The 16,961-nt window shown below is 52.9% G+C and carries 9 protein-coding genes; 2 read left to right on the top strand and 7 right to left on the bottom strand.

The features are described 5' to 3' along the window. Positions 1-21: 21 nt before the first annotated feature. On the bottom strand, positions 22-2,568 hold the full coding sequence (locus Enr10x_RS07995) for a PPC domain-containing protein (RefSeq protein ID WP_197997522.1): 2,547 nt from the start codon (positions 2,566-2,568) through the stop codon (positions 22-24). Between the two features lie 393 nt (positions 2,569-2,961). Between Enr10x_RS07995 and Enr10x_RS07990 the strand changes: the two genes are divergently transcribed. After that, positions 2,962-4,338 carry an alkaline phosphatase family protein gene (locus Enr10x_RS07990; protein WP_145448688.1) on the top strand — a complete coding sequence of 459 codons (1,377 nt, stop codon included), beginning with the start codon at positions 2,962-2,964 and terminating at the stop codon, positions 4,336-4,338. A 66-nt stretch (positions 4,339-4,404) separates the two neighbouring features. Next, positions 4,405-5,178 (top strand): SDR family NAD(P)-dependent oxidoreductase, encoded by a 774-nt coding sequence (locus Enr10x_RS07985; protein ID WP_145448687.1) that lies wholly within the window; start codon positions 4,405-4,407, stop codon positions 5,176-5,178. Between the two features lie 35 nt (positions 5,179-5,213). On the opposite strand, the gene Enr10x_RS07980 is transcribed toward Enr10x_RS07985, so the two are convergent. The 6 genes from Enr10x_RS07980 to Enr10x_RS07955 form a co-directional block, all read right to left on the bottom strand. Then, positions 5,214-6,620: a DUF1501 domain-containing protein gene (locus Enr10x_RS07980; RefSeq protein WP_145448686.1), complete on the bottom strand. Its 1,407-nt coding sequence runs from the start codon at positions 6,618-6,620 to the stop codon at positions 5,214-5,216. Between the two features lie 15 nt (positions 6,621-6,635). Beyond that, positions 6,636-9,692 carry a PSD1 and planctomycete cytochrome C domain-containing protein gene (locus tag Enr10x_RS07975; protein WP_145448685.1) on the bottom strand — a complete coding sequence of 1,019 codons (3,057 nt, stop codon included), beginning with the start codon at positions 9,690-9,692 and terminating at the stop codon, positions 6,636-6,638. A gap of 273 nt (positions 9,693-9,965) precedes the next feature. Continuing rightward, positions 9,966-11,447: a DUF1501 domain-containing protein gene (locus Enr10x_RS07970; protein WP_145448684.1), complete on the bottom strand. Its 1,482-nt coding sequence runs from the start codon at positions 11,445-11,447 to the stop codon at positions 9,966-9,968. Positions 11,448-11,483: 36 nt separating this feature from the next. Continuing rightward, complete coding sequence (locus tag Enr10x_RS07965; RefSeq protein ID WP_197997521.1) at positions 11,484-14,087, bottom strand: DUF1549 and DUF1553 domain-containing protein; 2,604 nt, start codon at positions 14,085-14,087, stop codon at positions 11,484-11,486. A 375-nt stretch (positions 14,088-14,462) separates the two neighbouring features. Further along, complete coding sequence (locus Enr10x_RS07960; RefSeq protein WP_145448682.1) at positions 14,463-15,470, bottom strand: Gfo/Idh/MocA family protein; 1,008 nt, start codon at positions 15,468-15,470, stop codon at positions 14,463-14,465. 65 nt (positions 15,471-15,535) lie between these two features. Further along, the gene (locus Enr10x_RS07955; protein ID WP_197996442.1) at positions 15,536-16,927 is read right to left on the bottom strand and encodes an FAD-dependent oxidoreductase; all 1,392 of its coding nucleotides are present in this window, start codon (positions 16,925-16,927) and stop codon (positions 15,536-15,538) included. Between the last annotated feature and the right edge of the window lie 34 nt (positions 16,928-16,961).

Raw genomic sequence — 16,961 nt, 5'->3', positions numbered from 1 at the left:
TTCACTTCGCTCTCATTCAGATTAGTCAGTGATCTCCAGATCAAGGAAACAGCTCCCCTGGTAGACCGCTTGATCTTCCACGACTCCGACTGCGGACAGACGTATGAAGGCCTGCCTCCCTAAAGGCGCATCGTCATTGGCAATAATCTGCAGGGTCCCTTCTTCGGTCTGGCCGACGAATGTCACTCCCCGCACGCGCAACCCGTCCACCTTGACAGCAGGGGCTTCCAGTTCGGTATGAATTTTACTGATGAAGCCATTCATCCGCCGGGCCGAATATTTCACCTGAATCGTTTCACCACGGCGGATCTTCCGGGGAGCGCCTGTATCCACAGCAACCACAAACGCAGCTGGTTTCACTTCGAAACTGACAGGATTGCTGAACAGTTTGACCGACGTTTTCTTTTTCGATTCGGGATTCGTTACTTCCGTTTCCGCCTGAATCGTCAGCGTGTAGTGTCCCTCCGGTAAATAAGGTGGCAGGTAAAAACTGAGATAGCCCTTATTCACTCCAGCAGGAATCACGGTACTCTGATTTTGTATCATTTGCGGGAGCCCTACTCCCTGCAGTTTCACCTCCGCCTGATCACTCAGATCACGCCGGTCAACCTGGACTGCCACATCCAGCACAGAGCCGGGAGCATGTCGCAGTTTCATCTCACCAAACAGATCGTGCTTACGGGTCAACTGGGGGTTGGCGGTAATCTTAACCGGCGCTGTGTTGGTAACAGCCAGGGGAATGGCTGTCGTCAGACGACTTGTGGTGTTCGGTAAATCCGTTCTGACAAGAGTTCCGCCGCTGATTCTTCCATTCGCCCCCTGCGCAGAACTGACTTTCAGTTGCAGATTTTCAACAAAAGCAGGTGCAGACTCGGAAGCGCTGACGGTCAGCAGTGCCCGCTTTGTATTGGGCCCCAGCCAGACATCGGGACACTCAATTCCCGGGGGAAGATTAAGAGCACTGATGCGAATGGAATCCTCCATCCCCCGTTTTCTGATGGCATACACATCCAGTAACGTGCGTCCTCCACGCTCAATATTGAGAGAAGCCTGCTTTTGATGGTGCGGGACGACCGCCAGATGGAACTCCGGTTCCTGCCGTCTGAGACTGAAGCGGTACACGCGACGCGGGTCATCATCCAAGCCACCACGCAGATTGCGGACCATGATCAGATAGCGTCCATCTTCCGGCACCACCCATTTACCGACAGGGTCAAGATGATTCAGCGAAAACTGCCTGCCCCCGTTGTCGCTGATGTGATCCGTAAAACGTGCCAGGACCTTCTGGTCCGATCCATCCAGCAGGCTGACATCAAGATCCACGGGAGAATTGATCCGCTGTCCCCAGGCCTCGAACCAGAGCACTTCCCCCCGCCGGGCCTGGAAGGCATACCAGTCCTGTTCGTCACCGGCTATCAGCTGGCCGCTGACTTCTGTGGGATAAGCAAGCTGCTGCGCCGTTTGTGCAGTCTGATGTTCTTCCTGCTCCAGCACGACCGGTAAATCAGTCAAACTGATCGATTGTGGTACATGAGATTCTTCTAACTGAAACGCAAAGCTTTCCAGATCGGTCTGCTCACTCCCTCGACGCAGAGGAACAGGAATCGAATCGCTGTCTGCAGGCGCTTTGATCGTCAGATCCAGCCGCTCGAAAGTATTTCCCATGGTGGGGCTGCTCTGAGTTAACAAGGGCTGACGATTCTTGCTGTCCTCTCCCAGCTCAAGCGACCGTCTTGCTGCCTCCACAGCTTCGACCTGAGCGAGTTGCTGCTCAGACCTGTTTTTCAGGCTGTTCAGATTCCAACCAAAGATGGAAACTTGAGTTGTCTCACCTTTCTGTATGACTGGAGGAATCGTAAACAGCATTCGCGGCCCGGTATCGATATCCAGACGATAAAAATGATTCGTGCTGCCTGAGTAAACCAGGTCAAACACTTTCACCTTGTATTGGCCGTCCCCAGGGGCACGGAAAGAAATCAGAGGGTCATTCCCAAAGAACCCTCGATTCACTGCCAGTCGTCGGCCGCTGGAGTCAAAGACTTCCAGAATTGCATTCAAACTCGAATCAATTCGTTCCGCCCGACACTCAAGGACAACCCGTTGCCCCTGGCTGGCCTGAAATCGATAAACATCCACGTCCCCTTTTTGGCTGACACAGCCATTGATCGATACATCCAGTGAAACGGCCTGTGCTGATTTCCGCGTCTCATTCGGTTCACTTTCGAGCACTTCGGACCGATTCCCCACCACAAATGACCTGGGGGAACTCAAACCGTTGCGACAGAGTACACGCAGATCATATGTGCCGACAGGGACACTGGCAGGGATCGAAACCCGAAACTGATCCTTACTGATTTTTTCAGTAGAGATTTCAGGATGACTGCAAATCAGACGGGAAACCTCATCCAGCCCGGTGCCAGCCACCTTGAGTTCCAGGCTGCTCCCCTGTTGCCCTCCAGAAGGAAAGACTGAATTCAAAACGGGAGGAGTAGCCGCAGTCAAAGCGGATGCCAGGACCTGAATCAGGAACAAGAGCGCAAACAGACTGACTCGACCCGGTCGTTTCACGATACGCTCTTCCCTTAGATCTCTGAAGCACCTTCTCAAATCCGACGCAGAGATATGAAAAAGCTGGTTTTCAGACAAAGTGGTGAGAGATTCTCTATCTCTGGAACAAAATTTCCATAAACAACAGTTTATATGACAAGCCCCACCTGAGTCAAGGTTGCGATTTAGATCCAGTATGTCAAAAGCAAACAATGCCGTTTCAAATGTTCAACCTTCGTTGAAAGACTCTACCTGATTCAAAGCTCCATTTATTTCACTCCCCCGTTTATCATCAACACGGTTGCATTGCCACGATGCGGAGAGCACAATAAAAGAAAACCTGCCTCAGCCTGCCTGTTTTCTTTCCATCCTGACAAGCCGGGCAATCTCATAATTCGAACTGGAGTTCCCATCATGCGCGTGATGTTTTTAGTTTTCATTTTGACTGTCACGATACTGTCTCATCTGCCACAAACCTGCGATGCGGCAGAACCGCATTCGGATCGTTGTGTTGTTCTGGTCAGTGTGGATGGCCTGGCAAATTTTTACCTGGACGATCCGAAAGCAGACATGCCAACTTTACGAAAGCTTGCCCGAGAGGGAGCGCGTGCCCAGGGAATGGTCTGTTCCTTCCCAACCGTCACCTGGCCTAACCATACGACCCTGGTCACTGGTACGACACCAGCCAAACACGGTGTGATCGGCAACAATTACCTCGATCGCAAAAGTGCCACTCCCGTTCCTTTCATTCCCGACCCGCTTTTTGACAAAGACCAGATCGTCAAAGTCCCAACCATCTATGATGTAGCGCACCGGGCTGGTCTGGTTACAGCCGGCATCATCTGGCCAGCGTCCCGCAATGCCCGAACTCTGGACTGGACGGTACCAGACATGTTTGGCAAAGAAGCCTGGCCCAGGTACGGGACCCAGATTTGGCTGAAGGAGCTGCGTCAGGACGGTCTCCCCGTTGACGAACATGGTGCCTGGACTGGTGAAAGCGGCGGAGGTGTCAAACGCGACTGGCTCTACACCCGGATGGCCCGCCATCTGTTCCAGAAACATCCCCCCAACCTGCTGGTCATTCACCTGGTTGAAGTCGACCATGTAGAACACAAACATGGTCCCCGCAGTACTGAAGCCTACTGGTCTGTCAGCTACGCCGATGATCGCCTGCGTGATATTGTCGAAGCCATCAAGCTTTCCCCACACGCCGATAAAACCACACTGGTTGTTGCCAGTGATCACGGGTTCTTCCCGATCTCAAAAGACATCCGCCCCAATGTACTCCTCAAACAGGAAGGCCTGATTTCGAAAGACAAAAAACGTGCCTACTGCCTTTCACAGGGGGGAGGCTGCATGGTCTATGTTCTGGACGACAAGCAGCGCGATCAGACGATCGAAAAACTTCGCAAAAAACTGGCAGGTATCGAAGGGGTCCAGGCTGTACTGGGTAAAGAGGAATATACCCGACTGGGTCAGCCGACTCCTGCACAGGATTCCCATGCCCCCGATTTGTGGCTGGCAGCAAAGTCAGGTTACTCATTCACGAACAGCGATTCTGGCGATGAAACCGTCGTTCCTCGAAAAACACCCGGCGGGACTCACGGATACCTCCCGGACCAGCCTGATATGCTGGCCACTCTGGTGATCTCTGGCTATGGCATTAAACCCGGAACCGACCTCGGTAAAGTCCAGAGTCTGGACGTCGCCCCCACAATGGCCCGCCTGCTGGGAGTCGAACTTCCTACGGCACAGGGAAAACCATTGATGCCCGCCCTGCTGGATGATTGAGTTCCCTTCTCAATCATCCAGGACTCCTTTTTTCCTGAATGACAATCAAACAGTCCCGAGGTAAACATGCCAGCATCCACTACCCACCCACAAAGATTTCAGAATCGAATCGCACTGGTAACAGGGGGTTCCCGGGGAATCGGGCGGGCCTGCTGCCTGCGTCTGGCGGAAGAAGGGGCCCGCGTTGCCATTAACTATCGCCAGGGAAAGGAAGATGCAGAGGAGACGCTGCAGCAAATCCGGACTGTGGGTGGCACCGGCATGCTTGTGCAGGCTGATGTCTCCTCAAGCGAGCAGGTCGATCGGATGGTCAGCGAGATTGAGGCTGAGTGGGGTGAGGTGGAACTGCTGGTCAACAATTCCGGCATCTTCAGTTATGAACCACATACGGAATTAACCGAAGAATCGTGGCGACAAATGATGGATGTGAACCTGACGGGAACGTTTCTGGTCACCTGGCGCGTCCGGGAAAGCATGCTGAAACAAAAATTCGGACGGATTGTCAATATGAGCTCACTCTCCGGACTGATGCCCCGTCCCATGTCAATCGCGTATGCGGTAAGTAAAGCGGGAGTCGTCTCATTCACCCAGAGCACTGCTGTTGCCTGGGCGGGCGAAAATATCCGGGTCAATGCCATCGCCCCGGGACTGATTGATACCGAAATTCTCTCTGGTGTGAATCAGGACGATTTGGACAAGATCATTCAGGCAACTCCGATCCCGCGGATGGGGAAAGCATCGGAAGTCGCCTCCATGGTTTCATTTCTATTGTCTGAAGAAAGCAGCTTTACGACCGGCCAGACCGTCGTCATCAGCGGTGGTCGTTGCATGTTACCCTGATCCTGTCCGGGCACACCTTCTTGCAAATTTATCAATCAGGCAATAATGTCTTTGAGCACATGCGCTTCTTCCACCCCGGTCAGGCGGAAATCAAGCCCCTGAAACTTATAACTGAATCGCCTGTGATCAATACCAAACAGATGGAGCAGCGTGGCATGAAAGTCGCGGACATGCACGGGATTCTCTGCCGCCGCGTATCCGAAGTCATCTGTCGTGCCATAGCTCTTGCCTCCTTGTATGGCACCTCCCCCCAGTACCAGAGAAAACCCTTTGATATGGTGGTCACGCCCGGACCCCTGGGCCATGGGCGTTCTACCGAACTCACCGCCAAAGACAATCAGTGTGTCATCATAAAGCCCTCGCTGTTTCAGATCGCGAATTAAAGCGGCGGTTGCCTGGTCGACTTCTTTGGCCGTAATCTCAATGGAGCGTTTGATCCCGCCATGATGATCCCAGGCACGATGATACAACTGGACAAAACGCACACCTCGTTCGAGCAGTCGGCGTGCGAGCAGGCAGTTGGATGCATAGGTGCCATCGCCCCCCTCTGTTCCATAGGCCTTAAAGGTCTCTTTGTTTTCATTTGCCAGATCCATCAGCCCCGGCACGCTGGTCTGCATCCGAAAAGCCATTTCGTACTGTCCGATCCGGGTTGCGATTTCAGAATCATGCACCAGATCATCAAAACTGTGATTCAACTGGTTCACCGTCTGGACGAGCCGCTTCTGCTGCTGCATCGACACGCCATCTGGTCGATTCAGGTAGAGTACTGGAGCGCCCGATGACTGAAACTGGACTCCCTGAAAGCGCGAAGGTAGAAACCCGCTGTGCCATTGACGGGCGGCAATTGGTTGTGCCTGCCCCCCCTTCCCGACGCTGGTCAAGACAACATAACCGGGCAGGTCATCACACTCCTGCCCTAACCCGTACAGCAACCACGATCCCATGCTGGGACGGCCTGCCTGAGAAGAGCCTGTATTAAACAATGTATGTGCGGGGTCATGATTGATCTGATCTGTATACATCGACCGGATAATACATAAGTCATCTGCTACCGATCCGATCTGGGGAAACTGATTACAGATCCGCTGCCCACTTTCGCCATAACTTTCGAACTCGAACTGTGGTGCAAAACATTTGAGTTCACGTCCCTGCAACTGAGCGATCTGCTGCCCCTTCGTCAGGGATTCCGGCATTGGCTTACCGTGCATCTCGCGCAGCGTCTGTTTCTCATCAAATGTTTCCAGATGAGACGGCCCCCCTGCCATACAGAGATGAATCACCCGTTTGATCCGCGGCTGAAAATGGGGCTTCCCGATCACGCCCTGCCCCAGATCACTGGCCTGGGCATCCCGAGATAACAACGATAGTAAAGCCGCCGGCCCGATTCCCAGCGCAGACTGACGTAGAAAACTCCGTCGTGTAACATTCGAAAATAACATGGAAGTTCCCTCAGTTTAATAACGTGTGATCATTTCATGCAGGTTTAAAACAGCTCTCGCCACACTCGTCCATGCCGCCAACTCAGCCAGATCAACTTTCTCAGGTGGTTGATTCAGACCGACAGACAGAATCTCTGCTGCTGCTTTGGGAGACTGACGATATGCTTGCAGATCTTCCTCATATAATTTCTGCAACAGTGCGGCTTCATCTTTACGAGGAGCCCGCATTAAAGTTTGCTGAACCAACCAGTTCAAACGTGCATCGAACTGTTTCTCTGGATTCTCCTGGATCACTCGTGTCGCAAGCACACGGGCCGCTTCCACAAATGTTGGATCATTCAATAACACCAGGGACTGCAGCGGAGTATTAGAGCGTGGACGCTGCGCTGTGCACTCCTCGCGTGCCGGGGCATCGAATGCCAGCAGGCTGGGATGCAGAAATGTGCGCTGCCAGTGCGTGTATAAGCCGCGTCGATACTGCTGATCCCCCTTGTCTGCCTGGTAGGTTCGTTTGGGGAAGTTCAACTGGGCCCAGTAGCCAACAGGCTGGTACGGTTTGGCACTCTCGCCACCGATTTTCAGATTGAGCAGTCCACTGACCTGCAGGGCATTGTCGCGAATCATTTCCGCTTCCAGTCGCCAGCGAGACTGGCGTGCATACAGGCGGTTGTAAGGATCACGCTCCCGCAATGCGGCAGTGAAAGCCGACGACTGCCGATAAGTATGCGATGTCACCATCAGTCGTACCATGTGCTTGATATCCCAGCCGCTGTCAATGAATTCACAGGCGAGCCAGTCCAGCAGTTCAGGATGTGTCGGCATTTCCCCCTGAGACCCCAGGTCATCTACGGAACGAGCCAGCCCCTGTCCGAACAGGAGCATCCATAGTCGATTCACAAATGTGCGAGCCACCAGGGGGTTCTCACGAGACGTCATCCAACGTGCCAAGTCCAGGCGTGTGGCCCGCTGCTTTTCAGGCAAATCAAGCTGCGTTAAAAAGTGTGGTACACCAGGGTCGACAACATCTCCGGAATCATCCATCCAGTTTCCACGGGGTAGAACCCGGATCATCCGAGGCTTCGTGGCTGTGGTCGCCAGAGTGGTGACGATCTGATTCTTTAATTCACTCTGCTGCTGACGCAATTGGGTCAATCGTTCCCGGCTTTCTTTTAACAATGGTGTCGCTTCCCGAAAAGCTGTATCCAGTTGTTTCAACTGCTCAGGAGACCGTTCTTCAAGTTTGAGATTCAACAGTTTTTGTACATTGTCTGCCAGTGTGAAGATCGATTTAATCGCATTCGGATCTGTAGAAATAAAGACTCGAAATCGTCCGAGATTATGTCCGTTACCATGCCGCTGAACAATACAAATCTGACACTTATGAACTCCTGCTTTCGTCTCTTTCCCCTTAGAATCTGTAAGTTTCCCGGACAGCAGCAGTTGGTTCCGCTTTCCGATTTGTGGCAGAATCGCCCAACCCGATCCAGTTTCCTCAGCCACGTTTTGAGGAATATGGCCGTTCTGGGTATGTGAAGCAACCGCTTTCTCCCAGTTGACCTTCTGTTGATCCACCGTCAGCTGCACCGCATTGACCACAAGATTTCCATTTCCGGCACGTCCGGGCCCTTTGCGTGGAAGAGAAGGATCGGGTAACAGTTCCAGCTTCAATGCCACGGGACCTGTCCCCGAAATGAGACTGTCCGTTATTTCCAACTCATATTCATCCTTGTCCGGGTTCTTACCACTGGCCAGGATCGAGCCATCTTCAAGCACTTTGAGTTTCGCCCCCCCGGTAGAACGTACTTCCTGAGGCTTAAGCAGTGTCCAGCGTTCCAGATCTGCATTGACGTTCCGCTCCCATTCCTGCCGGGCTGCAGTCAGTTCGGGAGACTCGCGGTGATATTCCTGTTCTGCTTTTTGAATCTCGGATTCCAGTTCCTGAGATCGATGAGCCTGCTCGGGAGTTGGCACCGGCAATTGTTCGATGTGCCTGGCACCACTGACAATTCCCAGTTCTTTAATGTCAGCAAAAAAGGCGGCGAAGCGATAAAAGTCTTTTGTCGTAAAAGGATCAAATTTGTGATCATGGCACTCCGCGCACCCTACCGTGGAACCCAGCCAGACTGAGCCTGTCGTGCGAACACGGTCCGCAGAATACTTTGCCAGATATTCCTTAGGCTGTACTCCCCCTTCTGCAGAAGCGCGGTTCAAGCGATTGTATGTCGAAGCAACCTTCTGCCAGAGAGTGGCTTCAGGCAGCAGATCCCCGGCCAGTTGCTCAGTTGTAAACTGATCAAAGGGTTTATTGCTGTTAAACGCGTTAATCACATAGTCACGATAGGGAGAGACACTCCGCACCTGATCGCCGTGATAGCCAAGTGTATCTGCATAACGCACCAGATCCAGCCAGTAGAGTGCCAGTCTCTCACCGTAATGAGGTGAACTCAGATATTCATCGACGAGTTTTTCATACGCCGCGTCACCTGGATGTGCAGCATAAGCTGCTACCACAGCCGGATCAGGAGGAAGACCAGTCAGATCAAAGGACAGTCTGCGAACCAGGGTTCTCGGTTCAGCCTCTGGTGAGGGGGAAAATCCGGTTGATTTGAGTTTACGTTGAATGAAAGCATCAATCGGATTAAGCTTCTGCTGCTGATCCAGTTGGGGAATAGCGGGTTTTACCAGAGGGGTGAGAGACCAGTGCCGCTGATAAATAGCTCCCTGATTAATCCACTTCCGCAGCAGTTCGATTTCAGATTTGCTCAACGGCTTGCCATGCTCTGTGGGGGGCATGAGCAGGCTTTCATCGCTCGCTGTGATGCGACGGATCAGTTCACTTTCCATAGCCTTTCCGGCAATAATCGCACGTGTTCCCCCCAGATCACGCAGAGCAGCTTCACGATCATCCAGCCGCAGATCTGCTTCCCGTGTTTTCTCATCCGGACCATGACAGGCAAAGCATTTGTCAGAAAGAATCGGTCTGATATCCCGATTGAACTGGATCGGGGTCTCCCCCCAGACGGGCCTGATGATCAGGCAGAAACAGAAAACAGACGCGAGCCCGAGTCTCATTGATTACCTCTCCCTCACAGGACAGTCATTCTCTGCCTTAACTGTAGAATTCACTCTGAACCGGTAAGATCAGCGTGGATTGAATCTGCAGAAGATAAAATTCACCAAAGGGTTACAGGCAGGCAGGTATGCTGGTCTGAATAATAGTAAAACAAACGAAACAGCAGTAAACCTATAGTGTATGCTGTCTTCAGACCACCTGCAAGCAGTTCTCATCAATCAGAATGAGAGAGCTTCTACGGGATTCATTTACTGATCGGCCGCGCACACCACTCAGCTGAGAATATCATGAATCACTTCCCCGTAATCCCGTTCCAGACGCTGTCTGCCGGGATAGTTGAGCCGGGTCGTATCCAGCCCCATCTGGTGTAAAACAGTGGCATGCAGGTCAGTGACATAGTGGCGGTTTTCTACAGCATGGAACCCGAGTTCATCAGTCGCACCATGAATGTGGCCCCCTTTAATTCCTCCACCGGCCATTGCCACGCTGAACCCATGCGGATGATGGTCGCGACCTGTCCCCTGCACGCTGCTGTTCCCCTTGCGGTGTTCTGCTCCAGGGGTCCGTCCGAATTCAGAACCGATCACAATCATGGTCTCATCCAGCAGACCACGCTGTTTGAGGTCTTTTATCAGGCCGGCAATCGGCTGATCGACCTGGGCCGAAAGCTGCGAATGCAGGCGTTTAATATCGCGATGCGAATCCCAGGCGCCAGCATTACCACGGTAGCCATGGAACAGTTGAATAAACCGCACGCCACGTTCGGTCAGACGCCGGGCCGCCAGACATTTCTCACCGAAGCTTTTGGTGGTTGACTCGTTCAGACCATACAGTTCCTGCACATGTTGTGACTCTTCTTCAAAAGCCATGACTTCGGGAACGGCTGACTGCATCTGGAAAGCCAGCTCGTATGACTTGATTCGTGCTTTCAGGTTTTTGTCATCCGGGTATTGAATTCCGGCGTGTCGGTTTAGTTTTCCCAGCAGGCCAAACATTTCCTGCTGTTCTGAGGGAGTCATTGAATCATCAGCAGACCGCACAAACGAAAGCGGATCTTTCGGATCCACTTCCATCCGCACACCCGCATGTTCCGGCCCCAAATAAGAGGATCCGTGTGTCCAGGCGGCACCACAACAGTCAGCGCTCGGGTTCCCCAGTACGACATAGTGCGGCAGATTCTGGTTGGCCGTTCCCAGGCCGTAACTGACCCAGGAGCCCACGGTCGGAAAAGCACCTTCCGTAATTTTACGGCCGGTGTGATAAGTCAGCTGAGCACCATGGTTGTTGTCGATCGTCCACATGGAACGAACCAGCGTCAGGTCATCCGCACAGGTCCCCAGATTTGGGAACCAGTCACTGATTTCCAGACCACTTTCACCATATTTTTTGTAGCCTGTCTGCAGGGGCATGATGGCCTTGAAAACTTCACGTTTCTGCTTGGACGGATCGAGCAGGATCTTGTTGATCTTGTCCTTATTCAACACAGATTCTGCATAGGGAGTTTCATCGATCGACTTCCCGGCGTATTTATTGAGTGCCGGTTTCGGGTCGAAACTTTCCAGGTGACTGAGACCGCCAATCAGAAAGATCCAGATCACCGATTTGGCGCGCGGCACCATATGCGGAACCAGTCCCGCTTCTGCAGCCTGCAGTTCGCCTTCCTGAAACAGGAGCGAAGATAGCGCCATACCCGTCATTCCCATGCCGGTGTCGTTTAAAAACGTACGACGGTTCATGTGGGGTGAATTAAACATTCTATTTTTTTCCAATTCCGTTCTGACCGGGATTCATCAGCGAATCGTCACAAAATCGTTATGGTTGAATAATACGGTAATCAGTTTCTGGTACTGTTCTCTGGTCGGCTGACTGTCGTCTGACTTTACTGATGCCAGCAGAAAATCACGACAGAGCTGATGCTCAACTTCATCCGGCCGTCGCGAGAGAATTCGCAGGTAAGCTTCTTCAATAAATGCATCCATATCCCCGGTGGTCTTCTCTTCAATCTGAGACGCCAGGGCTTCACTTGCCAGGAAGGTCAGCTTGCTGTTGGCCAGTGCCAGTGCCTGGTGCGGTTGCACACTCGTCTCCCGCATATAACACTCTGAAACGCTGGGACCATCAAAGATCTGTACGAACTCAACCAGTTTTTCATGTGCGTGCCGGAGGTAAATACTCTTGCGACGAGAATCCTGTGCCTGGTGATTGTCGATGTCCGGGCCTCCCAGCTCAGCGTCGAGTCGACCGGGAATATAGAGCAGATTATCCCGCACGATTTCGCCTTCCATCCGGCGCGCCGATTTTTTCCAGAGGAAAAGATTGTCGGGGTCGATCGCATGGTTTTCCGGGGCGCCAGTCCCTGCCATCCGATAAGTCGAACTGGTGACGATCAGTCGGTGCATCTCCTTCATGCTCCACTCCCGGTCCATGAATTCCGCTGCCAGCCAGTCCAGCAATGCCGGGTGAGTCGGTTCACGTCCGTTTCCGCCATACTCATTGACGGTCGGCACAATCGGCTGACCAAAATGCCGCAACCAGATATGATTCATCGCCACACGAGCCGTCAACGGATTTTGACGATCGGTCAGCCAGCGGGCAAATGCCAGTCGACGCCCTGTACTGCTTTCCGGATATTTGGACTGCTTACGTGGCGAATACTTCGTAGTCAGTTCCGCTTTGGCTGCATCCTCTGCTTTTTTGAGTTGAGTCTCTGCTGCTTTGTGAGCCTGTTCCGCTTTCTTCAGCTGCTGTTTCGCCTTGCTGATACTCGATTTTTTCTTCCCTTTCTCAGCCTTCTTGAGCGCTGCGGTGGCTTGCTCTTCCTGCTTTATGGCAGAGGTTAATTTCCATTGGGCCTCTTCAACGGCTGCCTCACGCTGCAGCTTCACCAGGTTTTTCGCAGCCGTCTTCCAGGCATCTGATTTTTTGTCGCCGGCCACTTCCATCGCTTCGATGACAAACTGAGCTTCGAGCACGGCCAGTGCACTCTCGGCAGCAGCCCGCTGTTCCGGTGCTTTCGCCAGCTCCATGGCCCCTTTGGCCTGATCGAGCAGATCCTGTTTGACGAACTCACGCTGTGCAGGCTGGCTGGCGACCAGCGGCAGTGAGACCGGCTCGACTTCGTATTTCCCGCCCAGGAATTCAGGAACTCCCGGCGGAATACTTTTGTCTTTAACGGGACGTCGCTCGTCGCCGGCTTCCAGAAACCAGGTCTTCGACGTCAATGACCGATCGTAGGCGCGAGGAATCCCATTCTTAGAGACATCCAGAACGCCTTCCACACGGTCAGTACGAACGTGATACGGTTCGAAAATAGCCCGCATCTGATAGTATTCAGTCTGTTTGATCGGATCATACATGTGATCGTGGCATTTCGCACACCCGACGGTAATTCCGAGGAATGCCTGCGACGTATGTTTGACAACGTCATCCATCCACTGATCGCGTTCCGCATGGTAGTTGCGTGCCAGAAAACCGGTCGCCCGGAGTGTATCCCAGTCATCCGGCTTCAGTTCGTCTGCTGCCAGCATTTCGGTCAGCATCTGATCGTAAGATTTGTCGGCATTGAGCGATTCAATAATCCAGTCTCGCCAGTGCCAGATGTGCCGCTGGCTCACACGCAGGGCATCCTTGTAACCGGCCCAGTCGCTGTAACGCCAGACATCCATCCAGTGCCGCCCCCAACGCTCACCGTAAGCGGGATGATTCAACAGGCGATCAACGACAACTTCATATGCCTTGTCATTCGTCTTGGCGTCATCCAGAAACGCACGGATTTCCTCAGGTGTCGGATTCAGGCCAATCAAATCGAGATAGACTCGTCGCAGCAGAATCTCAGGCGGTGCCTCCCCTGCATGTTTCAAGCCCTTCTTTTGATGACCGACTGCGATAAAATGATCGATCGGATTGCGGGGCCAGGCTGGATCAGTGACATCCGGTACCTTCGGTCGCTGAACCGGTTTAAAAGGCTTCCATGCGTAGCGGTTCTGGTACTCGTTGAACTCGACTGTCAGCTGTTCCAGTTTTTTCTTCAAGTTGGCAGCCGGGAATTTCGTTTTATCGCCTGGTGCCGTCCCACCTAGAATTTCCTGCAGGTTAGAAAATCCATCACCGTCGGCATCCTGATCGGCGATCAATTTCAGCCGTAGAGACAGATCAGCCTCGTGATTCTCTTCCAGCAGCTTATCTGCCGTCTCACGCAACTGATTTCCGAAGGGATTGTGCGGAAAATCGTCCAGAGATTCAGCCCCTTCTGCATGATCACGCACGTGACAGGTACCACAGGAATTCAGCCCCTGTGCCAGATACTTGCCGAAGTAGCGGACAAACGCCTGCCGGTTAGCCGGGTTGGCCTGGGCTGGTTCAGCCAGCGTGACAGCCGATATGAGAGCCAGCAAACTGAGAATTCGTCTATTCATATCAATCATACAATTACCATCGGAGTTCTAACTGGAAAGAACCAGAAAAATCACGGTGAAAATATGTGTGTTAAATTTGAAGCTGCAAGTTCTAAAACTTACACATCAGGAGAGAATTCAGGCGAGAAAACTCGTATCTCACTAAATGAGATCTAAATCAAAATCAGATCAACGAGCATTTAGTATATAATACTAAGATATTTGCAAAAAATCCAGTAGAATCTTGCTGGAGAGACGGTCTGCCCCACTTTTGGGGCTCATATCTGGATGTTTGTTTCGCTCTGAACCCGATTAAGTTACTCGGAATGCATAACCGGCATGATCCCATTACCTGTCCGTCACGAAAGTGACAGATCAAAATGTAATCACAGTCCCTGTTTGTGCTGACTCCGTTGCCGCTTCCATCCAGGCGACAGCGGCAGCAGATTCAGCGGGTGTGATCCGCCGAGGAGGTTCGCCCTTGCGGACGCAGTTGGCAAAATAGCGCAACTCTTCCTTTAACACTCCAAAATAATTCCCCAGAGGACGGGGCCAGTACATGGTATCGGGCAGTTTTACTCCTTGTGCATCATGGATCGCCAGCCCCGCCTCACCACAGTTGATGTAGAGTGCCCCCTCCGTGCCGATGATTTCCATGCGAGCGTCAATCGTGAACGGCGTGGTTTCCGGCAGATGCCAGACTGACTCAACTACTGCTACCGCACCACTGTCAAGTCGGGCTATCGACCAGCCGGCATCCGGATACTTATTCTTACCAGGATGAACCTCCTGAGCATAAACCGTAGACACCTTCGACTGACTGAACCAGAGCATCAGGTCTGCATCATGGATTCCATCTCCCATCAGTGCCGAAATATCATCGAGCACCGTTTCACCAATGGCCTTCGACAGATTCCGACGGGCATGCATCGAAATAATCTTTCCGATCCGTCCCTCTTCAATCGCCTGCTTTGCAATCGTCACTCGGGGATCGAACCGGCAAATGTGCCCCACCATAAACAATCCGTCTGACTGACCGGCTGCTTCCAGAATCTGCTCGCAGTCCGCCAGCGTTGGCGCCATCGGTTTTTCCAGAAGGACATGCTTACCACTCCGCAAGGCATCAATGGCGATCTCACGATGATCATAAATGTGGGTGGTAATACTCACCACATCGATATCAGGATCAGCCAGTAATTCATGATAGTCAGTATATCGCTTCGAGACATTCAGCCGGTCAGCCACTTCGTTCAAGCGATCTGGTCTGCGAGTGCAGAGTGCGGTCAATTCAATATCCGGCATCTCTGCCAGATTATCGGCATGAACTTCACCAAACCATCCCAGCCCTATCACGCCCCATCGAACCGCCTTTGCCTGACTCACGGGTTACCTCGCTTCCTGGTTTTACTGTTGATTCAAAAGCCTCACTCACAGGCCTGAAGCCGAACTCAGACAATGGCTCCCTGCTCGCTTAGTGTCGTTCTTAACTGATCGATATCTACGTCGCGCGGGGTTACCCCCTGCTTGATTGCCAAGCTCGCTGCTGTCCCGGCAGCCTGACCGGTGGCATAGCAGGGAGGAATCACTCTCGCAGATGCGGCCCCTTCGTGATCCGCTGAAATCGGACGGCCGGCCACCAGCAGGTTCTCTACATCGCGTGGCACCAGGCAGCGATAGGGAATTTCATAATGATCGGCGTGAATCCCTTCCAGCCTTCCCCGGGGCCCCTGGGGATCGTGAATATCAATTGGATAGGAACACTGCGCTATGGAATCCTCGAACTTCCGCCCTTCGAGCACATCTGCCCCATTGAGCACATAGTCCCCCAGAATGTGACGTGTTTCCCTCACACCCACTTGAGTGCCCGTGGCCAGCAATTGTGCATTTTCCAGGCCGGGACAATGGGATCGGAAAAACCGAATCAACTCCCACGCCTGACGCCGACTCTCGATTTCCGCCCGGGAAAGATCATCGGGATTCGTACCGTCCACGTTCTGGACACGGGTTGTGTTGACCCGCCACTGCCCCGGAGTCGGCTCACGATAAATATTCAGAAACTCGCGTTCCAGCGTCCACTCACCGCTTTCCCGGGCCTGTTTGACAATACATTCAAACAGCCGTTCTCCCGGATGCAGCACCTCATGCTCCTGCATCCAGGCAATCACGCGTTCGTCATCGACATTTCCAATGGTCAGAAACAGCGTCACCGGCATCATTTTGCCGTCCGCCTTACGCCCCACTTCAAAGGGGGCTCCGGCTTTGGCAGCAATATCGCCATCACCGGATGTATCAATCACAGTTCGCGCCCTCAGCAGTCCCAGACCGGCCTTGTCCAGAATCACGATTCCGTCAATCTGCTGATCCCGCATCACCACATCGACAAACGAAGTATGAAACCGGATTCGTGCCCCTGCATCGCAAACCATTTCCAGGGCCGCCATTTTCAGTGCTTCGACACTAAAGGGGGTCACATTGGCATGTCCGAGATCAATAAAAGAAGCCCAGGCAGACCCGGCTTCTGTGGTAGAAGGATCAACAGCCCCACCCATCGCGACCATTTTGTCGATCACTTCCTGAAAGATACCGGCCACCAGTTGCCGCTTCCCGTCCGGAGTGTAAGAGGTCATGAAGGGACCGACCATCCCCGCCGTCGAAGTTCCCCCCAGGAATCCATAGCGCTCGACCAGCACCGTGGACGCTCCGTTCCTGGCGGCTGCAGTCGCAGCAGCCACGCCAGCCGATCCACCACCGATCACAGCCACGTCGACTGTCTCGCGTAGAGGAATCTCCCATGTCTGAGTAATTGACTCGTTCACTTCTGACATTGCTTGCAGTCCCATCAAGAGTTTTTGATGTACTACGATAGCAGTGGGC

The organism is Gimesia panareensis (genome assembly GCF_007748155.1).
GTDB lineage: Bacteria > Planctomycetota > Planctomycetia > Planctomycetales > Planctomycetaceae > Gimesia > Gimesia panareensis.
This window is presented reverse-complemented; position numbering and strand designations above follow the sequence as displayed.